A 20,357-nucleotide genomic window follows, 5' to 3' on the forward strand; every position below is an offset into this window, starting at 1 on the left:
GGCGGGGGCGCCGGGTCGGAGGGAGCCGGTGGGGTCGAGCAGGAGCGCGCCCTCGGCGGTGAGCGAGCCGGCGTCGGCGCCCGCGGGGAGCACGGCGGGCAGCAGCTCGCGCAGCGGCTTCACGGCGCCGGCCGCGCGCTCGTCGTAGAGGTCGACGACGCGCTGGTCGTAGTCGCGGGTCGCCGGGTCGGTCGGGACCATGCCGGAGGCGTCGCCGACTCCGAGGACCTTCTCGCCGGTGAGGCGCCAGTGCACGTAGCCGGCGAGGGTGGTGAGGAAGTCGATCCGCTCGACGTGCGGCTCGGAGTCGAGGACCGCCTGGTGCAGGTGCGCGAGCGACCAGCGCAGCGGGATGTTGGCGCCGAACAGCTCGGTGAGCTCGGCCGACGCGGGACCGGTGCTGGTGTTGCGCCAGGTGCGGAAGGGGACGAGCAGCCCGCCGTCCGCATCGAAGGGGAGGTAGCCGTGCATCATCGCCGAGACGCCGAGCGCCCCGACGGAGGAGAGCTGCACGCCGTGGCGCGACGAGGCGTCGGCGACGAGGTCCGCGTAGGCGGCCTGGAGGCCCGCGTGGACGGCGTCGAGGGAGTAGGTCCAGCGGCGGTCGACGAACTGGTTCTCCCACTCGTGGCTGCCGACGGCGAGGACCACGGACGGGTCGGCCGCGTCGACCAGGCACGCCTTGATCCGGGTGGAGCCGAGCTCGATGCCGAGGGCGGTGGCGCCGCTCGTGATCACGTCGGCGGGGGTGGGCCTGCGCTGGTCCATCATGCTCCTCGCTCGGGCGATGTGACCGTTCACAAAGCCCCGGGTCAGCGTAGGCGAAACGGCTCGGGGTCGGCAAGCGAGGGGCCGCCCGACGGGGTCCGACTGCTCCTCCTCCGCCGCAAGCCCCTTCCGCCGGGGCCGCCCGCTTGGTCGCATGAGGCATGCGTGAGATCGGACTCGTCAGACTCGTCACCCGCCTCGAGAACGCCGCCGCCCTCGATCCGCTCGTCGGCCGGGTGAAGCGGGCCGTGAACGCGGTGGTCCGGCCGCAGCCGGTGCGGGACGTGCTGCACGGCGTCCCGGTCGGCCACCCCGTCCATCCGCTGCTCGTCCTCGTGCCCACCGGCGCCTGGGTGTCGGCGGCGGTGCTCGACCTGCTGCCGGGGAACCAGCGCGCGGCGAGGACCCTCGTCGGCGTCGGCGTGATCAGCGTCCTGCCGACCGCCGCTTCCGGCTTCACCGACTGGTCGGAGCTGCACGAGCAGCAGACCCGCGTCGGGCTGGTGCACTCGGCGGCCAACGTGGTCGCGACGGGCCTCTACGCCGCGTCGTGGGTGCAGCGCCGCCGCGGGCGCACCACGAGCGGGAAGGTGCTCGGGATGCTCGGGCTCGCCGTAGTGTCAGGCGGCGGCTACCTGGGCGGCCACCTCAGCTACCGGCAGGCGGCGGGGGCGAACCACGCGGAGGACGTGCCGCACCGCTTCCCCTCCGGCTGGCAGGAGCTCGGCGCCCTGGCGGACCTGCCGGAGCGCACGCCGGTGAGGAGGGAGGTCGCGGGCCTCCCCCTGCTCGCCTTCCGGCGGGGCGAGCGGATCGACGTGCTCTCGAACGTCTGCAGCCACCTCTCGGGCCCGCTCGACGAGGGCGAGGTCTCGGCGGACGGCTCGGGGGAGGCGTGCGTCGCCTGCCCGTGGCACGGCAGCACCTTCTCGCTCGAGACCGGCGAGGTGCTGCGGGGGCCGGCCACCTCGCCGCAGCCGCGGTTCGAGACGCGGGTGCGCGAGGGGCGCGTGGAGGTGCTGCTGCCGCACGCGGGGTGAGGCGGGGGCCGGTGCTGCTCAGGCCTGAGCCGTCGACGCACGCTCCACCAGCACCGGCGGCACCGGGCGGTCGACGGCGGGCTCCTCGCTGCGCAGCTCCGCGAGCACGACGCCGATCGTGCGGCGGCCGACTTCCGCGAAGTCCTGGCGGATGGTGGTCAGCGGCGGCTGGTAGTGCGCCGCCTCGGGGACGTCGTCGAAGCCGACGACGCTGAGGTCCTCGGGCACGCGCAGTCCCCGCTCGGTGCAGGCGTGCAGGAGTCCGAGGGCCATCTGGTCGTTGCCGACGAACACCGCGGTCGGCAGAAGCGCGGCTCCGAGGAGGCGGAGGCCGGCGCGGTAGCCGGACTCGGCGCTCCAGTCGCCCTCCACGACGGCGACGGGGTCGAGGCCGGCCGCGCTCATCCCGGCGCCAAAGCCCTCGAGCCGCGCCTGCGCCTCCACCCAGTGCTGCGGACCGGCGAGGTGCGCGATGCGGGTGTGGCCGAGGCCGACGAGGTGCTCGGTCGCCAGTCGCGCTCCGGCCGCCTGGTCGACGAGGAGCAGGGAGTCGGCGCCGCGGTCCGTCGCGCCGAGCGTCACCGAGGGGACGCCGATCGCGAGGCTCTCGATCGCCTCCAGCGCGCGCTCCTGCGGGGCGAGGACCACGATCGCCTCCACCGACTCCCGCTGCAGGTGGGCGAGACCGTCGGCCAGCGACTCCGCGTCCGGCGCCGCGTTCACGACCGGGACCCGGTAGCCCGCGTCGCGCGCCGCCTGCTCGATCGCGGCCATCGCGGTGGCGGTGCCGTAGAAGCTGTGGCTCTCGGCGGCGAGGATCCCGATCAGGCCGGAGCGGCTCGTCGCCAGGGCGCGGGCGGCGGCGCTGGGGCGGAAGCCGAGGTCCTCGATCGCGGCGAGCACGCGCTCCCGGGTGCGCGGCCGCAGCTGGGGGCTGTCGTTGAGCACGCGCGAGACCGTCTGGTACGACACTCCGGCCCGCACCGCGACGTCGCGGATGGTCGGCGCGCGGTCGAGGGGCATGGCGACACCGTAGCGGTGCGTGCGCCCCCGCCCCCTCCCGCGAGACGCCTCCCGGGTGCGGGTTCGTCGGCGGGTCGCGTACCGGAGTGGCGTCCCGCGGGCGCGGGTCAGGGGCCGCCGAGCCAGTGGTCGATGCGGTGGTGGTCGGGGGTGAAGCCGTGGTCGACGCCCCAGAGGACGGCCTGCGTGCGGCTGGTCGCGCCGATCTTGCCGTAGACGCTGCGGATGTAGGACTTCACCGTGTTGGGGCTGAGGTAGGTGAGCGCGGCGACGTCGGCGTTGCTCTTGCCCTGCGTGATGAGCGCGAGGATCTCCGACTCCCGGTCGGTGATGCCCTCGTGGCGGCCCGGCCAGTCGAGGCCCGGTGCGCTGCCCGCCCGCCGCGGAGGATCGCTGACGACGACCTCGCCCGCCGCCACCCGCTCGAGCGCGGCCACCAGCTCCCGCGCCGGCAGGGTCTTGGAGAGGTAGCCGTGGACGCCCTGCTCGAGGGCGTCCGCGATGAGCGTCGGCGCGAAGTTCCAGGTGTAGACGACCACGTGCTCGGCCCGCTCGTTGCGCACCAGCTCCGCGATCTCGTGGTGGTCCGACTCCGGCTGGGCGAACGAGTCGTAGAGGACGACGTCGATCCGATCGGAGAGGGAGGCGTTCGCGTCGATCTCGGCGACGACCACCCGATCGCGGTAGTGGTCGAACATGTGCGCGAGGCCCGTGAGGACGACGTCGTAGTCGTCGACGAGCGCGACGGTGAGGGGCGCGCGGCGGGTCATGGTCGGACGCTACCGCACGACTCGTCGGGGCGAGCACACCCCCAGGGGTGTACCGCCGCCTCCTCCGGGGTGGTTGCGTAGCCACCGGTCCCGCAACCGCGGAACCGATCAGCGGGCCCCCGCCCGCACAACGGAAGGACGACCGCCATGCTCGGTCTCATCATCAGCCTCATCGTCGTCGGACTCATCGCAGGAGCGCTGGCCCGGCTCATCGTCCCCGGGAAGCAGAGCATCAGCATCGGCATGACCATCGTGCTCGGCATCGTCGGCTCGTTCGTCGGCGGCTTCCTCGGCTTCCTGATCTTCCAGCACGACCCGATGGACGGCTTCTTCCAGCCCGCCGGCATCATCGGCTCGATCATCGGAGCGATCATCGTCCTGCTCGTCTACACCCGCTTCGCCGGCCGCTCCGCCGCGCGACGCTGACCCGCAGTGCACGGCGACAGCGAGGTCGCTGCCGACCCGCCCTCCGCGGGCGTGCAGGCACCACGCTGACCGGCGGCCCCGGCCCGGCTCCCTCCACGGGCCGGGCCGTCGTGCTGTCCGCGGGGTGCCCGGGCGTCGTCCGCGGTCTCCGACGCTGCGTCCGCGGGTGCCGACGCTCCGTCCGCGGAGCCCGCGCCGCGTCCTCCGACCTCCGCGGATCAGCGGCGGAGTCCGTGACTGTCGCGTCGGTGGCTGCCGAGGCCGTCGCCGCAGAGTCCGCAGCCGCGCAGTCCGTCGCCGCCCAGCCGCCGCGCACCGGGGTGCGCGATGCTCGGGCGATGCCGCTCGTCGTCCCCGATGCCCTCGTCCCGCTCGCGCTCCGGCTCGCCCGCGCGAACCGCACCTTCGTCAGCGCGGAGGGAGCCCGTCGCCGCATCCGGGAGCGCGCGCTCCGTCCCGCCTCCTACGGACCGCCGCCCCGCCTCCGGCCCGGCGTGCGCGTCGACGTGGAGCAGGTCGGCTCCTGGCCGGTCTACACGATCCGCCCGCGGGTGATCCGCGGCGGCGTCGTCTACGTCCACGGCGGCGGCTGGGTGAACGAGATCGCGCCCCAGCACTGGTGGCTCGCCGCCCGCATCGCCGACGAGGCCTCCGTCGCGGTGACCCTCCCGATCTACCCGCTCGTGCCCTTCGGCATGGCGCTCGAGGCGCGCGACGGTGTCCGCGCCCTGGTGCTGCGGAGTCTTGAGCGGCACGGGGCGACCTGCCTCGCCGGCGACTCTGCGGGCGGCCAGATCGCCCTCTCGACGGCCCTCGCCCTGCGCGATGAGGGGGTGGTCCTGCCGCGCACGACCCTCGTCTCGCCCGCGCTCGACCTCTCCTGGAGCAACCCGCGGATCCCCGAGGTGCAGCCGACCGATCCCTGGCTCGGCACCCCGGGCGGTCGCGTCCTCGCCGAGAGCTGGCGCGGCGCCCTCGACCTGCTCGATCCCGTGGTCAGCCCGCTGTTCGGCGACCTGGCGGGCCTCGGCCCCCTCACCGTCTTCACGGGCACACGTGACGTCCTCAATCCGGACGCCCACGTGCTGGCCGAGCGGGCGGCGGCCGCCGGGGTCCCGTTCGAGCTCCACGAGGCCGTCGGGCAGGTCCACGTGTACCCGCTCGTGCCCACGCGGGCCGGCCGCGAGGCGCAGCACGACCTGGTCGAGGGGCTCCGCGCGGCGGTCTGATCGGAGGCTCGCCCGGGCGTCCGGCAGGCTCCTCTCAGTCCGTCTTCCGGACGGCGGACGGCGCCTCCGCCCGCTCGTCCACGACGTCGAGGCGAGCCAGCGCGTTCGCCGTCCCCCGGCGGCCCCGCGTCGCGACCAGGCCGATCAGCGCGGCCGCCGCGAGGACGAAGGCGAGCAGCGACCAGAACCCGCCCTCGACGGCGAGGAGGGTCGACCAGCCGCCCGATCCCGCCGCCCAGCGCACGAGCCGCTGCCAGAGGAACGGTCGCGGCTCGGGACGCAGGCGCACCACCGTCTCGCCGAGGGTCCGCCCGGACCGCAGCACGATCACCAGCTGGAGCAGCGGAGCGACGAACGGCAGGGCGCCGAGAACCACGTCCCCGGGGCTCGAGCGCGTGTCCACCCCCGCGAGCACGAGGCCGACCCCGGTGATCGAGACGAGCGCGCCCGTGATGAGGCTCAGCGCGAGCACGTCGCAGAACATGCCGAACGCGCGGCGGCGGATCGTGACCGGGCGGGCCCGCTCCGGCACCGCGCCCTCGGTCCGGCGGGTGAAGACGACGAGCACAGGGGAGAGGAGGGTGCCGAGCAGGGCGCCGGCCGTGTTGGCCAGCAGGTCGTCGACGTCGAAGAGCCGGTAGGCGCACGGGTAGAGGAACCAGTCGCCCGTGAGCTGCGTGACCTCGATGAGGAGCGAGACGGCGAAGCCGGCGACGGTGCCGCCGATCAGCCCGGCGACGAGGCGCCCGCGCAGAGCGAGGTGTCGGACGAGCATCCCGAGGGGGACGAAGAAGACCACGTTGAGGAGCACCTGCGCGGACGCGGGGTTCGTCAGCAGCGCGCGGGGCCCGTCGATCCCGCCCTCCTTCGCGATGTCCCCGACGAAGGCGAACAGGCGCAGCTGCGGACCCGATCCGGTGCGGCAGGCGGCGGCGACCGTCGCCTCGTCGGGCAGGGGGAGGAGCGTGTAGGTGACGAGGGCGAGCGCGTAGACCACGGCGGCGAAGGCCAGCACCGCGTTGCCGATCCCGAGGACGCCGCGGCGCCGGTACTGCAGGGCGGCCCAGGGCACGAGGCCCACGAGGGCGACGGCGGAGCCGAACAGGAGGGCGAGCACGGCGGAGGTCATGCGTCGACAGTAGGAGAGCGGAGGCCGATCCCCACCGACAGGCGCTCCGGGGATCTCCGCCAGCGCGATTCATCCCTCCCCAGCGCGGGATCCGGGCGCTCCTCCAGGGATCCGAGCGATCCCCGCCCGCCGCCTCCACGCCCTGCTAGCGTTTCCTGGGTCGCGTCCAAGAAACGCCTGCACCCCCGACCCCTCCACGAAAGACGTCATGCCGCTGCGCTCCCGCCTCCTCGCCCTCCCCGCCGCCGTCGCGGCCGCCGCGCTCCTGCTCAGCGGCTGCACCGCCGAGACGCCCGACGCCTCCAGCACCCCCGTCGACGGCGGGACGCTGACCTACGCGTCCGGCGACGCCGAGCCCACCTGCCTCGACCCGCACGTCGGCGGCAACTACCCGCAGGCGCTCCTCGCGACACAGGTGCTCGAGTCGCTCGTCTCGCGCGACGCCGACGGCACCATCACGCCGTGGCTGGCCGAGTCGTGGACCGTCTCGGACGACGCGCTCAGCTACGACTTCACCCTGCGCGAGGGTGTGACCTTCACCGACGGCACCGCCCTCGACGCGGAGGCGGTCGCCGCGAACATCGCGCACCTGCAGGACCCGGCGACCAAGTCCTCCACCGGCTACCTCGCCGTGGCGAAGGTCGCCTCCGTCACCGCGGTCTCGCCGACCGTCGCCCGCTTCACCCTGACCGCGCCGGACAGTGCGCTGCTCGAGTCGCTCGCGCAGCCGTGGACCGCGATCGAGTCGCCCGCCGGCATCGCCCGCGGCGAGGAGGCGAACTGCGAGGCGCCCGTCGGCACCGGCCCCTTCACCGTCTCGGAGTGGGTCAAGCAGGACCACGTGACCCTCACCCGCAACGAGGCCTACGACGCGTCGACCGGCCCGACCGGGGACGGCCACGAGGGCCCCGCGCACCTGGCGAGCATCACCTGGCGCTTCATCCCCGACTCCGCCACCCGCTACGCGGCGCTGCAGTCGGGCGAGGTCGACGTGCTCGACAACGCCCAGCCCGACACTCTGAAGGCCGCGACCGGAGCCACGGACCTCGTCGAGCTCGACGCGCCCCGGCCCGGCTCGGTCAACCGCCTCGAGCTCAACTCCGGCCAGGCGCCGTTCGACGACGAGTCCGTCCGCGAGGCGTTCGTCCGCGGCGTCGGCGTGAACGACGCGATCGACTCGCTCTTCTTCGGCACCGCCGAGCGCTCCTACTCCCCGCTGTCCAGCCGCGAGGCGACCGCGTACTCCGACCCGTCGCTCTTCGAGGACGCCGGGTCCGACTCCGAGACGGCCGCCGCCGAGGACCTGCTCGAGAAGGCCGGCTGGGTGGACTCGGACGGCGACGGCATCCGCGAGAAGGACGGCACGCCGCTGACGCTGCGCTTCCCCGTCAGCACCAACCAGTCGATCCCGGCCGAGCAGTCGCTGTTCGAGCAGATCCAGGCCTCGGCGAAGACCCTCGGCTTCGACGTGCGGATCAGCCTGCTCGACCTGTCGAGCTGGTACACCGCCCTCGCGTCGAACGAGTACGAGCTGGTGAGCGCCCCGTACACGAAGGTCGGACCCGACGTTCTGCGGATCCTCTACTCCTCCTCGGGCATCACCCCCGCGCCGAGCGGCTACTTCGCCAACCACGCGCAGATCGCCGACCCCGCGCTCGACTCGCTGCTCGAGCAGGCGAGCGCCACGACCGACGAGGACGCCCGCGCCGACCTGTACGAGCAGGCGCAGCGGATCGTCCTCGAGGGCTACTGGATCCTGCCGCTCTACGACCAGCAGAACCACTACCTGCACCGGTCGGCCGTCCAGGGCCTCGTCGCCCTCGACACCGTGTCGACCCCCTGGTTCGCCGACGCCTGGGTCTGACCCGGCCCCGGAGAGCCGCCTGCACCGATCGATGAGCGGACGCACGCCGGTCGAGTAGTCGCCGCGGCGGCGCATCAAGACCCCGCGATCGGGATGGGCGGAGCTCGAGACGCCCGCTCCGCGGGCTGCTCGATCAGCAGGGGTCCGTCCTCCATGCTGGTCGAGTAGCCGCCGTCGGTCGCGCATCGCGTGCTCCGGAGGGAGCGGACCTCGACGACGCCCCCCTCCACCGCCCCGACCAGAGAGGACGCCCGCCCGCATGATCCGTCGCGTGCTCCTCCGCCTCGGTGGCGCCCTCGTGGTGCTGTGGGCCGTCGCGACCGCCGTCTTCGTCCTCATCCGCCTCGTCCCCGGCGATCCGGCGCAGGCGATCCTCGGCGGTCCGGGCTCGCAGGCGTCGCCCGAGGCGCTCGCCGCGGTGCGGGAGCAGTACGGCCTCGACCAGCCGCTCCTCGTGCAGTACCTGGTGCAGCTCGGCAGGCTCGCGCGCGGCGACCTCGGCACCTCCTACTCCCTGCGCACTCCCGTCGCGCAGATCCTCGGCGAGCAGCTGCCCGGCACCCTCCTGCTCGCCGTGCTCGCGCTCACCGCCGCATGGATCCTGGCGCTCGCGACCGCCCTCTGGTCGACCCGGGGCGGCCGCCTCGCCGCCGCGGTCGGGTCCGGCCTCGAGCTCACGGCGGCCGCGCTCCCGCACTTCTGGCTGGCGACCGTGCTGATCGCCGTCTTCGCGACCGCGCTGCGCTGGCTGCCCCCGGTCAGCACAGGGTCGCCCGCCGGGCTGGTGCTGCCGACGCTCACCCTCGCGATCCCGCTGGCGGGCTTCCTCGGCCAGGTGATGCGCCGCTCCCTCCTCGACGCGCTGGAGTCGCCGTTCGTGCTCGCCGCTCGGGCGCGCGGCGAGGGCGAGCTCGGCGTCCGCGCCCGCCACGCGCTGCGCCACGCGGTGCTGCCAGGGGTCTCGCTCTCGGGCTGGGCGTTCGGCTACCTGATCGGCGGGGCCGTGGTGGTCGAGACGATCTTCGCGAGGCCGGGGCTCGGCCGGACTCTGCTCGCGGCGGTGACCGTCCGTGACGTGCCGGTGGTGACGGGTGTCGTGCTGGTCACGGCGCTGGCGTACATCGTCGTGACCCTCGCCACCGATCTGCTGACGCGCGTGATCGACCCGCGGCTGGCCCGGCGGGAGGCGGTCGCGTGAGCGAGCTCGAGCTGCGCGCCGCCCGCCCGCTCCGCCGGGGTCCCTCCCGCCTCCGCGCCGGCGAGGTGCTGGCCGCGGTCTTCGTGGTGCTGCTCCTGCTCGCCGCCGTCGCGCCCGGGCTGCTCGCCCCCTCCGATCCGCTCGCCGTCGCCCCGCGCGACGCCTTCACCCCACCGGGTGCCGCCCACCTGCTCGGCACCGACGAGTCCGGTCGCGACGTCCTCAGCCGCCTCATCGCGGGGGCGGGCGCATCCCTCCTGATCGGCGCCAGCGCCACCGCGATCGGCCTCGTCCTCGGCGCGGTGCTCGGGGTGGTCGCGGCGTTCGGCGGCCGCGTCGTCGACGGCGTGATCGGCCGCGTGCTCGAGGTGCTCTTCGCCTTCCCCGCGCTCCTGCTCGCGCTGCTCGTGATCGTGGTCACGGGTCCCGGAGTCGTCCCCGCCACCATCGCGGTCGGCCTCTCCACCGCGCCGGGGTACGCCCGCATCCTGCGCACGCAGCTGCTCGGCATCCGCGACTCCGGCTACGTCGAGGCGGCGCGCGTGCTGGGGCACGGGCCCGTCCGGATCCTCGTCCGGCACGTCCTCCCCAACACCTTCGGGCCGCTCGCCGTGCTGGCGACCCTCGGCGTCGGCCAGGCGATCGTCTGGGCCTCGGCCCTCAGCTACCTGGGCCTGGGCGCCGAGCCGCCCGCGCCGGAGTGGGGCGCGATGCTCTCGGCGGGCCGCACCTACCTCTCGAGCGCGTGGTGGCTGACCGTGTTCCCGGGGCTGGCGATCGTGCTGACCACGATCGCGACGACGGTCCTCGGCGGGCGTCTGCGGGGTGCGCGGTGAGCGCGGTCGTCGTCGAGGGGCTCCGGGTCGCCTTCGACGGAATCGAGGTGGTGCACGGGGTCTCGTTCCGCGTGGAGCCGGGGGAGTGCGTCGCGATCGTCGGCGAGTCCGGGTCGGGCAAGAGCGTCACCGCGCGAGCGCTGCTGGGGCTGAGCGGAGGCGCCGTGACCGGGAGCGTCCGCGTCGGCGGGACCGAGGTGGTCGGAGCGGGCGAGCGGGAGCTGCGGCGGCTGCGCGGCGGATCCGTCGGCTTCGTCCCGCAGGACGCGCTGCTCTCGCTCGACCCGCTGCGCCCGATCGGCCGCGAGATCGGCGACGTGCTCCGCCTCCACGGCCGCCTCCCCGCGGCCGAGCGCGCGCAGCGGACGGTCGAGGCCCTGGCGAGCGTCGGCATGCCGGAGCCGGCCGAGCGGATGCGGGAGCGCTCCGGCGACCTCTCCGGCGGTCTCCGCCAGCGCGCCCTCCTCGCGGCGGCCGTGGCGCTCGATCCGCCGCTGCTCGTCGCCGACGAGCCGACCACCGCGCTCGACGTCACCGTCCAGGCCCGCGTGCTCGAGCTCTTCGCCGAGCAGAAGGCGCGCGGCCGGGCGCTCGTCCTGGTCTCGCACGACCTCGCGGTGGTGGCGGGCCTCGCCGACCGCATCCTCGTGCTGGCCGACGGCCGTGTGGTGGAGGAGGGGACCGGGGCCGAGGTGCTGCGCGCGCCCCGCAGCTCCGAGGCCCGCGCGCTCGTGGCCGCCGTCCCCGCCGGGCGCCCGCGCGGCTCCCGGCTCACCGACCCGACCGCACCGGCGACCCCGCCCGAGACTCCCGGCGAGGTCGTGGTCGCGGCCCGCGGACTCGCCGCCCGCTTCCCGCTGCCCGGCGGAGGAGTGCGGGTCGCGGTCGACGACGTCGACCTCCGGCTGCGGCGCGGCGAGACCGTCGGGCTCGTCGGCGAGTCCGGGTCGGGCAAGAGCACGGTGGCCCGGCTCGTGCTGGCGCTGCGGCGTCCGGACGCGGGCGCCGTCGAGCTGTTCGGCGAGCCGTGGTCGGCAGCGACCGAGCGCTCCCGCCGTCCCCGCCGCCCGCGGATCGGCGCCGTCTACCAGGACAGCCTCTCCTCGTTCGACCCGCGCTGGAGCGTCGGCCGCCTCCTCCGCGACGCCGGCGCCGCCTCCGTGCCCGCGCTGCTCGAGAGCGTGGGGCTCGACCCCGCCCTGGAGCGGCGCTCGCCGCGGACCCTCTCCGGCGGTCAGCGCCAGCGCGTCTCGATCGCCCGGGCGCTGGCGACGCGCCCCGACGTGCTGATCTGCGACGAGCCCGTCTCGGCCCTCGACGTGTCGGTGCAGGCGCAGATCCTCGACCTGCTCGACGACCTGCAGCGCCGTCACGGCCTCGCCCTCCTCCTCATCTCGCACGACCTCGGCGTGATCGCGCACATGAGCGATCGCATCGCGGTGATGCGCGAGGGCCGGATCGTCGAGGCTGGGCCGGCCGCGTCGCTCCTCGCCGCACCGCAGGAGGAGTACACGCGCCGCCTGCTCGCCGCCGCCCCTCGCCTCGAGCGCTGAGCCGTCCGCGGCGCGGCCCCCGCGCAAGCCCGCGCCGCGAATCCGCCGCACCTCCACCACGTGTCGGACCTGCGGCGTAGCGTTGCCGAGGTGATGCGCCCGACGACCCAGACCCTCGGCCAGCTCCGTGCCTCCGGGCACGTGCAGAAGAGCCTCCGCACCGAGATCCGCGACAATCTGCTCGACGCCCTGCGCGAGGGCCGCGATCCCTGGCCGGGCCTGCACGGCTTCGCCGAGACGGTCATCCCGCAGGTCGAGCGCGCCGTCATCGCCGGTCACGACATCGTCCTGCTGGGCGAGCGCGGCCAGGGCAAGACCCGCCTCCTGCGCACCCTCGTCGGCCTGCTCGACGAGTGGACGCCCGTCATCGAGGGGTCCGAGCTCGGCGAGCACCCCTACGAGCCGATCACCACGGAGAGCCGCCGCCGCGCGGAGGAGCTGGGCGAGGACCTGCCCGTCGCGTGGAAGCCCCGCGAGGAGCGCTACGTCGAGAAGCTGGCCACCCCCGACACCAGCGTCGCCGACCTCATCGGCGACGTCGACCCGATGAAGGTGGCCGAGGGCCGCAGCCTGGGCGACCCGGAGACCATCCACTTCGGCCTCATCCCGCGCAGCCACCGCGGCATCGTCGCGATCAACGAGCTGCCGGACCTGGCCGAGCGGATCCAGGTCGCCATGCTCAACGTGATGGAGGAGCGCGACATCCAGATCCGCGGCTACGTCCTCCGCCTCCCCCTCGACGTCCTCGTCGTCGCGAGCGCGAACCCCGAGGACTACACGAACCGCGGCCGGATCATCACGCCGCTGAAGGACCGCTTCGGCGCCGAGATCCGCACCCACTACCCGACGGCTCTCGTCGACGAGGTCGCCGTCATCCGGCAGGAGGCGGACCTCGTCGCGACCGTGCCCGATGCGCTCATCGAGATCCTCGCCCGCTTCACGCGGGCCCTGCGCGAGTCGAGCTCCGTCGACCAGCGCAGCGGCGTCAGCGCCCGCTTCGCCATCGCCGGCGCCGAGACGATCGCCGCCGCCGCCCTGCACCGCGCCACCCGCCGCGGCGAGGAGGAGGCGGTCGCCCGCCCCATCGACCTCGAGACCGCCGTCGACGTGCTCGGCGGCAAGATCGAGTTCGAGTCGGGGGAGGAGGGCCGCGAGGACGAGATCCTCGACCACCTGCTCCGTCAGGCCACCGCCGAGACCGTCCGCGCCCACCTGCGCGGCGTCGACCTCGGGCCGCTCGTCGAGGCGGTCGAGAACGGCGCGATGATCACGACCGGCGAGCAGGTGACCGCCCGCGAGTTCCTGGCCGGCCTGCCGCTGCTGGGCGAGGCCCGCGTGTACGACGAGGTCGCCGAGCGCCTCGACGCCGTGGGGGAGGGGCGCCGCGCCGGAGCGGTCGAGCTCGCCCTCGAGGGCCTCTACCTCTCGCGCAAGCTGAGCAAGGAGACGGGCGGGGGCGAGGCCGTCTATGGCTGATGCTCCGCGCGGCAACCGGCGGCTGAAGCGCGACGCGCGCTACGCGAAGTACGACGGGGGACCCGATCCGCTCGCTCCTCCGGTCGACCTGAAGGAGGCCCTCGACGCGATCGGCGAGGACGTGATGGGCGGCACCTCGCCCGAGCGCGCCCTGCGCGAGTTCCTCCGCCGGGGCACCCGCGACCGCGAGGGCCTGGACGACCTGGCAGCCCGCGTCGCCGAGCGGCGTCGCGAGCTCACGCAGAGGAACAACCTCGACGGTACGCTCCGCGAGATCCGCGAGCTCCTCGACAAGGCCGTCCTCGCCGAGCGCAAGCAGCTCGCCCGCGACACGCAGATGGACGACGGCGACCGCGCGCTCGCCGAGATCCAGCTCGACAGCCTCCCGCCCTCGCCGGCCGCGGCCGTCTCGGAGCTCCGCGACTACCGCTGGCAGAGCCCCGAGGCGCGCGCCGACTTCGAGCGGATCCGCGAGCTCCTGGGCCGCGAGATGCTCGATCAGCGCTTCGAGGGGATGAAGCAGGCCCTCGAGAACGCGAGCGACGAGGACCGCGCCGCGATCGACGCGATGCTCCGCGACCTGAACGAGCTGCTCGAGGCGCACGCGCGCGGCGAGGACACCCCCGAGCAGTTCGACGCCTTCATGGAGCAGCACGGCGAGTACTTCCCCGAGGGCCCGGAGTCGGTGGACGAGCTGATCGACGCGCTCGCCGCCCGCGCGGCCGCGGCTCAGCGGATGCGCAACTCGATGACCGCCGAGCAGCGCGCCGAGCTCGACGCCCTCGCCCAGGAGGCCTTCGGCACGCCGGAGCTCATGCAGTCCCTCGGCCGCCTCGACGAGACCCTGCGGGGGCTCCGTCCCGGCGAGGACTGGGGCGGCTCCGAGCGGATGGACGGCGAGCAGGGGCTCGGCCTGGGCGACGGGACGGGCGTGTTCCAGGAGCTGGCCGACCTCGACGCCCTCGCCGACCAGCTCGCGCAGACGGACCGCTCCTCCCTCGACGACCTCGACCTCGACCTGCTGGCGAAGCGCCTCGGCGAGGACGCCTCCGTCGACGCGCAGACGCTGAAGCGCCTGGAGCGGGCCCTGCGCGACTCCGGGACTTTGCGCCGCGGCTCCGACGGCCGCCTCGCCCTCAGCCCGAAGGCCATGCGCCAGCTCGGCAAAGCGCTCCTGCGCGACATCGCCGAGACCGTCTCCGGCCGTCAGGGCGCCCGCGACGTCCGGCGCACGGGCGCGGCGGGCGAGCGCTCCGGAGCGACGCGCTCGTGGGAGTTCGGCGACACCGAGGCCTGGGACATCCCCCGCACGGTGACCAACGCCCTCACCCGCACCGCCGGCGAGGGCCGGCCGGTCGGCTCGGGGGTGCGCATCCTGATCGACGACGTCGAGGTGCAGGAGACGGAGGCGCGCACGCAGGCCTGTGTCGCGCTCCTCGTCGACACCTCGTTCTCGATGGCGATGGACGGCCGCTGGGTGCCGATGAAGCGCACCGCGCTCGCCCTGCACACCCTGATCAGCAGCCGGTTCCGCGGAGACGCGCTGCAGCTCGTCGCCTTCGGCCGACGCGCCGAGGTGATGGACGTCGAGCAGCTGGTGGGCCTGGACGCCGAGTGGGACAAGGGCACGAACCTGCACCACGCGCTGCTGCTGGCCAACCGGCACTTCCGCAAGCACCCGAACGCGCAGCCGGTGCTGCTCATCGTCACCGACGGCGAGCCGACCGCGCACCTCGAGCCCGACGGCGGCGTCTTCTTCGACTACCCGCCGGACCCGCTGACGGTCGCCGTCTCGGTCCGCGAGCTCGACGCGTCGCTCCGCCTCGGCGCGCACACCACGTTCTTCCGCCTGGGCGACGACCCGGGCCTCGCGCGCTTCATCGACTCGCTCGCCCGCCGGGTCGGCGGCTCGGTGGTGAACCCGGAGGCGGAGGACCTGGGAGCGGCCGTCGTCTCCTCCTACCTCGGCGCTCGCGGCGCGGGTCCGGGAGGCGGCGGAGCGCCGGGCGAGGAGCTGTTCGGCCGCGGCTGGAGCTTCTGAGCCGCTCAGGATGCAGGAGGGATCCGCTCCCGCGCCTGAGGATCAGCGCGTCTCCGCCGCACCGGAGGCGTTCGTCCTGAGTTCTGACCGCGCCCGGCTCAGAACAGCGGCCAGGGCACCGCGGGCATCCCGCCCCGCGGGCCCGGGAAGCGGCCGAAGGAGCCGAGCCGCTCGCAGCGCTTCGCGAACGCGGCGACCTCGTCCTCGGTGAGCAGCTCCGAGAGCGCCTCGCCGAGCGGTCCGTCGATCTGCGCGCGCAGGAGCGCCAGCGCCGTCAGCTCCTCCTCGAGCAGCGGTTCGCCGATCCAGCCCCAGAGGACCGTGCGCAGCTTGTGCTCGGAGTGGAAGGTGAGGCCGTGGTCGACGCCGTAGCGGTGGCCGTCGGGCAGCGCGAGCACGTGCCCGCCCTTCCTGTCCGCGTTGTTGGCGACCACGTCGAACACGGCCATCCGGCGCAGCGCCGTCGAGTCCTCGTGCACGAGGGAGATGTCGCGGTCCTCCTCGTCGCTGCCGTCGAGGACGTGCCGCCATCCGTCGGGCACGGCGTCGGCGGGCACCAGGTCGACCGCGTCCTGGTCCGGATCGATGTCCTGCCAGAGCTGGACCATGCCCGGCCCGAGCGGACCGTCGCGGAGCCACGTGCGCGGCACCACGTTCCAGCCGAGCGCCTCCGAGACGAGGTAGGCGGCGACCTCGCGGCCCGCGAGCACGCCGTCCGGGAAGTCCCACAGCGGCTTCTCGCCCGAGATCGGCTTGTAGACGACGGACGTCTCGCCGAGCTGCGCGAGGAACGTCGCGTTCGAGGCGATCGTGATCCGGCCGGCCAGCTCCAGCTCGCCGTCGAGCCCGCCCGGGTCGCTCATGCGAGCGGGCAGTCGTGCCCGTCGGGATCCATCGGCTCGCCGCAGCGGGGGCAGAGCGGACGTCCGGCGCCGACGACCTCGAGGGTTCGCTTCGCGAAGGCGCGCGCCGTGCCGACCGGGATCTTCACCTGCAGCATCTCGGTGGGCTCGGGCTCCTCCTCGGAGTCGTCCTCCGCCTCGGTCAGCGGGTAGGCCTCGATCACGATCTGCGCGGTGGACGGGTCCCAGCCGAGGCTGAGACCGCCGACGCGGAACTCGGGCTCCACGGGCTGGTCGAGCGGGTCGTTGTCGACGAGCTCCGGGGGAGTGCCGGCGGGGACGCTGACCGGGTTGCCCTGGGCGGTCATCAGCTGGTCGAGGATCTCGTCGATCTTCTCGGCGAGGAGGGCCGACTGCTGCTTCTCGAGGCCGACGCTGACCACGCGGGGCCCGGTCTTGGCCTGGAGGTAGAAGGAGCGCGAGCCGGGTGAGCCGACGGTCCCCACGACGACGCGATCGGGCCAGTCGAATCCGTGCACGATCGGAGGCATGCCCCCAGTCTACGAGCGCCCGCCTCCGCAGTGGCTGCGCGCGTCGGGCTCGGGCGGCCTGCTGATCGAGCAGCCGTCTCTTCTGCTGGCCGAGCCCCCCGCGGAGCGGGCGCATCGAGATCCATCGTCGGCGAGCACCCGCATCCCTGCCGCTCGATCGAGCCCTGAAGCGGCCCTACTGAACCGCGCCTACTCGTGCCCCGCCCCGCCCCCCACGGCGGCGTCCGCCACGGGGGCCGCCTTCCGCAGCCAGCCCAGGTCCCCGGCGTCCGTGTTCATCGAGACGACCTCGGGCCGCCCCGCGCCGTAGCGGATGATCGACACCGACGCCGGTCCGACGCTGAGCCTCTGGAAGAGGTCGAGGTGCATGCCGAGCGCGTCCGCGAGGATCGCCTTGATCGTGTCTCCGTGGCTGACCGCCGCCCACACCGCGCCGGCCCCGTGCTCCTCCGCCACCGCCGCGTCGTGCCGGCGGATCGCCGACACGGCCCGGGCCTGCATCGCGAGCATCCCCTCGCCGCCGGGGAACACCACCGCGGAGGGCTGGTTCTGCACCGTCGCCCAGAGCGGCTCCGTCGCGAGATCCCGCAGCGAGCGCCCCGACCAGTCGCCGTAGTCGCACTCGGTGATGCCCTTGTCGATCACCGTCGCCGGCGATCCCGTCTGCCGCTCGAGGACGAAGCGCGTGGTCTGCCGGCACCGCTCGAGCGGGCTCGACACCACGGTCGCGAGCTCGACCGCCGCCAGCCGCTCCCCGGTGCGCGCCGCCTGCGTGCGTCCGACGTCGTCGAGCCGCACTCCCGCGGTGCGTCCGGCGAGGATCCCCGCGGTGTTCGCGGTGGTGCGTCCGTGCCGGACGAGGAGGAGCGTGGGCATGGGGCCAGCGTAGGCGGCCGTGCTCCGCCCCGCCCCGTCGGACCACCGGGGCCGCACCGGCGCGTTCAGCGCGACTCCATCGCGGGACGGATGCCCCGGCCGCAGCGCCTGCCTAGGGTGGAGGAGCGGCCGCCCACCGCGGCCCGGAAGGGACACACATGGACGGGACGACGCCCCCCGGCATTCCCCAGGACGGCACGGACACCGAGAGCCCCGCCGCGCGCACCGCCGCCGACGGCACCGCTGCCGAGCACACCGACTCCGCGCTCACCGACTCCGCGCTCACCGACTCCGCGACCCCCGCGTGGGCCGCCCCCGAGGCCTCCGGCCGCCACGGCGAGGTCGCCCTGCGGATCCGCGGCCTCCGCAAGCGCTTCGGCGACAAGGAGGCCGTGAAGGACATCGACCTCGACGTCCCCGCCGGGTCCTTCTTCGGGCTCGTCGGCCCCAACGGCGCGGGCAAGACGACGACCCTCTCGATGGCCACGGCCCTGCTCCGCCCCGACAGCGGCGTCGTCACGATCCACGAGGTCGACGTCTGGAAGGACACCCTCGAGGCGAAGCGGCTGATCGGCGTCCTCGCCGACGGCGTCAAGCTGTTCGACCGCCTCACCGGTCTCCAGCTCGTCACCTACTACGGCCTGCTCTGCGGGCTCGAGCGCTCCGTCGTCGTCGAGCGGACCGACGACCTCCTCGCCCTGCTCGGCCTCGATCCGGCCGACCGCACGCTCGTCGTGGACTACTCCGCGGGCATGACCAAGAAGATCGCGCTCGCCTGCGCGCTCGTGCGCGCCCCGCGCCTCCTGGTGCTCGACGAGCCGTTCGAGTCGGTCGACCCGGTCTCGGCGGCGAACATCCGCGACATCCTGACCGGCTTCGTCGCGTCGGGCGGCACGGTCATCGTGTCGTCCCACTCCATGGACCTCGTCGAGCGGATGTGCGACCGGGTCGCCGTCATCGCCGACGGCCGCGTGCTCGCCTCCGGCACCCTCGAGGAGGTCCGCGCCGGCTCCAGCCTCGAGGAGCGCTTCGTCGAGCTGGTCGGCGGCCGCACCCACCAGGAGGGACCGGCATGGTTGCGCATCTCCTGAGGCTGCGGCTGCTCCTGCTCCGCAACTCGCTGACGCGGAACGTGTGGCAGCTGATCGGCGTGATCCTCGGCGGTCTCTACGCGATCGCGGTGCTCGGCCTGGTCGCGGCCGGCCTGGTCGCGCTCGGAGGCACGGACCCGGCGTTCGCGAACGTCGCGATCGTCCTCGGCGGCTCCGCTCTGATCCTCGGCTGGGTGCTCGGGCCGATCTTCCTGTCCGGCTCCGACCAGAGCCTCGACCTGCCCACCCTCGCGACGTTCCCGATCCCGCTGCGGACCCTCCTCCTGGGGCTCGCCGCCGCGGGCCTCGCGGGCATCCCCGGCGTGGTGACCACGCTCGGGGCGCTCGCCTCCGCCGCCGCCTGGTGGAGCCGTCCGATCGGCATCCTGCCCGGCCTCGTCGCCGCGGTGATCGGCGTCGCGACCTGCGTGGTCGCGTCCCGCCTGATCGGCGCGCTCACCACGGGCCTGGGCTCGAGCCGCCGCTACCGCGAGGTGATCGGCGGCGTCGTGCTCGTCGTCGTCATCCTGCTCGGACCGCTCTTCTTCGGCCTGACCAACGTGATCCGCGACGGCCTGGACGTCCTGCCCGTGATCGCGGGCGCCCTCGGCTGGTCGCCGCTCGGCGCGATCTGGGCCGTCCCCGGATCCGTCGTCGCGGGCGACTGGGTCGCGGCGATCGCGCGCCTGCTGATCGGGCTCGCGACGCTGGCCGTCCTCGTCTGGGCGTGGGCCCGGGCGCTGCGGCACGCGCTCGCGGAGCCCGCCGCGTCCGGCGCGCACTCCGCCTCCGGATCCGCGGGCCTCGGCCTGTTCGGGCGCTTCCCCGGCACCCCGACCGGCGCCGTCGCCGCGCGTGCCCTCGGCTACTGGTGGCGCGACCCGCGCTACAGCCGTGGGCTCCTCGTCATCCCCGCCGTCGTCGTCCTCGCGGTGTTCTACTCCGCGATCGGCAGCGGCGGCGACACCTTCGTGCTGCTCTCGGCCGTGCTCGTCGGCCTGATCTTCGGCGTGACCCTCTGCGCCGACGTGTCGTACGACGGCACCGCCTGGGCGGCGCACGTCAGCTCCGGAGTGACGGGGTCGGCCGACCGCGCCGGTCGCGTCGTCGCCGCCGCGATCATCGGCGTCCCTGCGGTGGTCGCCGTGGCGGTGGGCACCGCGCTGTACGCGGGACGCGCCGACGCGATCCCGGCCGTGCTGGGCATGGCGCTGGCCCTCGTTCTCAGCGGGTTCGGAGTGTCGAGCGTCGCCTCGTCGCTCGTCGTCTACCCCGTGCCCGGGCCGGGGGACAGCCCGCTGAAGACGCCGCCGGGCTCCGGGATGATCTCGAGCGTCGTGATGCTGGGGAGCATGGCCGCGACCGGTCTGCTGGCGCTCCCGTCGATCGTCCTCGGCGCGATCTCGCTCATCGGCGGCGACCCGGCCTTCGGCCTGATCGGACTGGCGGCCGCCCTCGTGCTGGGCACCGTCTTCGCGCTGGTGGGCATCCGCGTCGGCGGTCGGATCGTCGACCGCCGAGCGCCGGAGCTGTTCGCCGCCCTCGTGACGATCGGCTGACGCGGGTGGCGGGGCGCGGGTGGGCGGTGCCCGCCCGCTCCCCGTCTCCGCCCCGCTCCCCGCCACCGCGAGTGCGCGGAAGTCG

The 20,357-nt window shown here is 74.5% G+C and carries 18 protein-coding genes; 11 read left to right on the forward strand and 7 right to left on the reverse strand.

The annotated features are described in order from the left end of the window. Positions 1-771: FGGY family carbohydrate kinase (locus tag C5C50_RS04460; RefSeq protein ID WP_374954492.1), on the reverse strand; the 771-nt coding region annotated here is incomplete at its 3' end. Between the two features lie 158 nt (positions 772-929). Here C5C50_RS04460 and C5C50_RS04465 point away from each other — a divergent pair. Next, entirely contained in the window at positions 930-1,808 is an 879-nt protein-coding gene (locus C5C50_RS04465) for a Rieske 2Fe-2S domain-containing protein (protein ID WP_104272947.1), read from the forward strand. Between the two features lie 18 nt (positions 1,809-1,826). Here C5C50_RS04465 and C5C50_RS04470 read toward each other — a convergent pair whose 3' ends face one another. Both C5C50_RS04470 and C5C50_RS04475 read right to left on the reverse strand, forming a co-directional pair. After that, complete coding sequence (locus C5C50_RS04470; protein WP_104272948.1) at positions 1,827-2,831, reverse strand: LacI family DNA-binding transcriptional regulator; 1,005 nt, start codon at positions 2,829-2,831, stop codon at positions 1,827-1,829. 107 nt (positions 2,832-2,938) lie between these two features. Then, positions 2,939-3,601 carry a response regulator transcription factor gene (locus C5C50_RS04475; RefSeq protein WP_104225041.1) on the reverse strand — a complete coding sequence of 221 codons (663 nt, stop codon included), beginning with the start codon at positions 3,599-3,601 and terminating at the stop codon, positions 2,939-2,941. A gap of 147 nt (positions 3,602-3,748) precedes the next feature. Between C5C50_RS04475 and C5C50_RS04480 the strand changes: the two genes are divergently transcribed. Then, complete coding sequence (locus C5C50_RS04480) at positions 3,749-4,027, forward strand: GlsB/YeaQ/YmgE family stress response membrane protein (protein WP_104225042.1); 279 nt, start codon at positions 3,749-3,751, stop codon at positions 4,025-4,027. A 248-nt stretch (positions 4,028-4,275) separates the two neighbouring features. Further along, positions 4,276-5,256 (forward strand): alpha/beta hydrolase, encoded by a 981-nt coding sequence (locus tag C5C50_RS04485; protein WP_258067653.1) that lies wholly within the window; start codon positions 4,276-4,278, stop codon positions 5,254-5,256. Positions 5,257-5,290: 34 nt separating this feature from the next. On the opposite strand, the gene C5C50_RS04490 is transcribed toward C5C50_RS04485, so the two are convergent. Further along, positions 5,291-6,385: a VanZ family protein gene (locus C5C50_RS04490; RefSeq protein WP_104272949.1), complete on the reverse strand. Its 1,095-nt coding sequence runs from the start codon at positions 6,383-6,385 to the stop codon at positions 5,291-5,293. Positions 6,386-6,593: 208 nt separating this feature from the next. On the opposite strand from C5C50_RS04490, the gene C5C50_RS04495 reads away from it, so the two are divergent. From C5C50_RS04495 to C5C50_RS04520, 6 genes are all read left to right on the forward strand, one after another. Continuing rightward, entirely contained in the window at positions 6,594-8,249 is a 1,656-nt protein-coding gene (locus C5C50_RS04495) for an ABC transporter substrate-binding protein (protein ID WP_104272950.1), read from the forward strand. Between the two features lie 259 nt (positions 8,250-8,508). After that, on the forward strand, positions 8,509-9,447 hold the full coding sequence (locus tag C5C50_RS04500) for an ABC transporter permease (protein WP_104225045.1): 939 nt from the start codon (positions 8,509-8,511) through the stop codon (positions 9,445-9,447). Further along, positions 9,444-10,283 (forward strand): ABC transporter permease, encoded by an 840-nt coding sequence (locus C5C50_RS04505; RefSeq protein WP_104226047.1) that lies wholly within the window; start codon positions 9,444-9,446, stop codon positions 10,281-10,283. Before C5C50_RS04500 ends, C5C50_RS04505 begins: the two co-directional genes overlap by 4 nt. Next, a complete protein-coding gene (locus tag C5C50_RS04510) occupies positions 10,280-11,836 on the forward strand; it encodes an ABC transporter ATP-binding protein (RefSeq protein ID WP_104272951.1) in 1,557 nt (518 codons plus the stop codon). Before C5C50_RS04505 ends, C5C50_RS04510 begins: the two co-directional genes overlap by 4 nt. A 93-nt stretch (positions 11,837-11,929) precedes the next feature. Next, positions 11,930-13,312 (forward strand): magnesium chelatase, encoded by a 1,383-nt coding sequence (locus tag C5C50_RS04515; RefSeq protein ID WP_104262318.1) that lies wholly within the window; start codon positions 11,930-11,932, stop codon positions 13,310-13,312. Next, positions 13,305-15,353 (forward strand): VWA domain-containing protein, encoded by a 2,049-nt coding sequence (locus C5C50_RS04520; RefSeq protein WP_104272952.1) that lies wholly within the window; start codon positions 13,305-13,307, stop codon positions 15,351-15,353. The genes C5C50_RS04515 and C5C50_RS04520 overlap by 8 nt, the downstream gene beginning before the upstream one ends. Before the next feature lie 98 nt (positions 15,354-15,451). On the opposite strand, the gene C5C50_RS04525 is transcribed toward C5C50_RS04520, so the two are convergent. From C5C50_RS04525 to C5C50_RS04535, 3 genes are all read right to left on the reverse strand, one after another. Continuing rightward, positions 15,452-16,216 (reverse strand): SCO1664 family protein, encoded by a 765-nt coding sequence (locus tag C5C50_RS04525; protein ID WP_104226043.1) that lies wholly within the window; start codon positions 16,214-16,216, stop codon positions 15,452-15,454. Continuing rightward, positions 16,213-16,746, reverse strand: a complete 534-nt coding sequence (locus C5C50_RS04530; protein ID WP_104225051.1) for a DUF3090 domain-containing protein — start codon at positions 16,744-16,746, stop codon at positions 16,213-16,215. Before C5C50_RS04530 ends, C5C50_RS04525 begins: the two co-directional genes overlap by 4 nt. Positions 16,747-16,935: 189 nt before the next feature. Beyond that, positions 16,936-17,622 (reverse strand): histidine phosphatase family protein, encoded by a 687-nt coding sequence (locus C5C50_RS04535; protein ID WP_104238837.1) that lies wholly within the window; start codon positions 17,620-17,622, stop codon positions 16,936-16,938. A gap of 158 nt (positions 17,623-17,780) precedes the next feature. Here C5C50_RS04535 and C5C50_RS04540 point away from each other — a divergent pair, with 158 nt between their 5' ends. Then, positions 17,781-18,713 (forward strand): ABC transporter ATP-binding protein, encoded by a 933-nt coding sequence (locus C5C50_RS04540; RefSeq protein ID WP_104226041.1) that lies wholly within the window; start codon positions 17,781-17,783, stop codon positions 18,711-18,713. Then, positions 18,695-20,272 (forward strand): transporter, encoded by a 1,578-nt coding sequence (locus C5C50_RS04545; RefSeq protein WP_104262323.1) that lies wholly within the window; start codon positions 18,695-18,697, stop codon positions 20,270-20,272. Before C5C50_RS04540 ends, C5C50_RS04545 begins: the two co-directional genes overlap by 19 nt. Positions 20,273-20,357 lie beyond the last annotated feature (85 nt).

The organism is Rathayibacter sp. AY1D9 (genome assembly GCF_002932395.1).
Lineage (GTDB): Bacteria > Actinomycetota > Actinomycetes > Actinomycetales > Microbacteriaceae > Rathayibacter.

Coding starts and splice junctions, on each gene's coding strand:
- C5C50_RS04465 (WP_104272947.1), top strand. CDS start 930: ATGCGTGAGATCGGACTCGTCAGACTCGTCACCCGCCTCGAGAACGCC.
- C5C50_RS04470 (WP_104272948.1), bottom strand. CDS start 2,831: ATGCCCCTCGACCGCGCGCCGACCATCCGCGACGTCGCGGTGCGGGCC.
- C5C50_RS04475 (WP_104225041.1), bottom strand. CDS start 3,601: ATGACCCGCCGCGCGCCCCTCACCGTCGCGCTCGTCGACGACTACGAC.
- C5C50_RS04480 (WP_104225042.1), top strand. CDS start 3,749: ATGCTCGGTCTCATCATCAGCCTCATCGTCGTCGGACTCATCGCAGGA.
- C5C50_RS04490 (WP_104272949.1), bottom strand. CDS start 6,385: ATGACCTCCGCCGTGCTCGCCCTCCTGTTCGGCTCCGCCGTCGCCCTC.
- C5C50_RS04495 (WP_104272950.1), top strand. CDS start 6,594: ATGCCGCTGCGCTCCCGCCTCCTCGCCCTCCCCGCCGCCGTCGCGGCC.
- C5C50_RS04500 (WP_104225045.1), top strand. CDS start 8,509: ATGATCCGTCGCGTGCTCCTCCGCCTCGGTGGCGCCCTCGTGGTGCTG.
- C5C50_RS04515 (WP_104262318.1), top strand. CDS start 11,930: ATGCGCCCGACGACCCAGACCCTCGGCCAGCTCCGTGCCTCCGGGCAC.
- C5C50_RS04520 (WP_104272952.1), top strand. CDS start 13,305: ATGGCTGATGCTCCGCGCGGCAACCGGCGGCTGAAGCGCGACGCGCGC.
- C5C50_RS04525 (WP_104226043.1), bottom strand. CDS start 16,216: ATGAGCGACCCGGGCGGGCTCGACGGCGAGCTGGAGCTGGCCGGCCGG.
- C5C50_RS04530 (WP_104225051.1), bottom strand. CDS start 16,746: ATGCCTCCGATCGTGCACGGATTCGACTGGCCCGATCGCGTCGTCGTG.
- C5C50_RS04535 (WP_104238837.1), bottom strand. CDS start 17,622: ATGCCCACGCTCCTCCTCGTCCGGCACGGACGCACCACCGCGAACACC.
- C5C50_RS04540 (WP_104226041.1), top strand. CDS start 17,781: ATGGACGGGACGACGCCCCCCGGCATTCCCCAGGACGGCACGGACACC.
- C5C50_RS04545 (WP_104262323.1), top strand. CDS start 18,695: ATGGTTGCGCATCTCCTGAGGCTGCGGCTGCTCCTGCTCCGCAACTCG.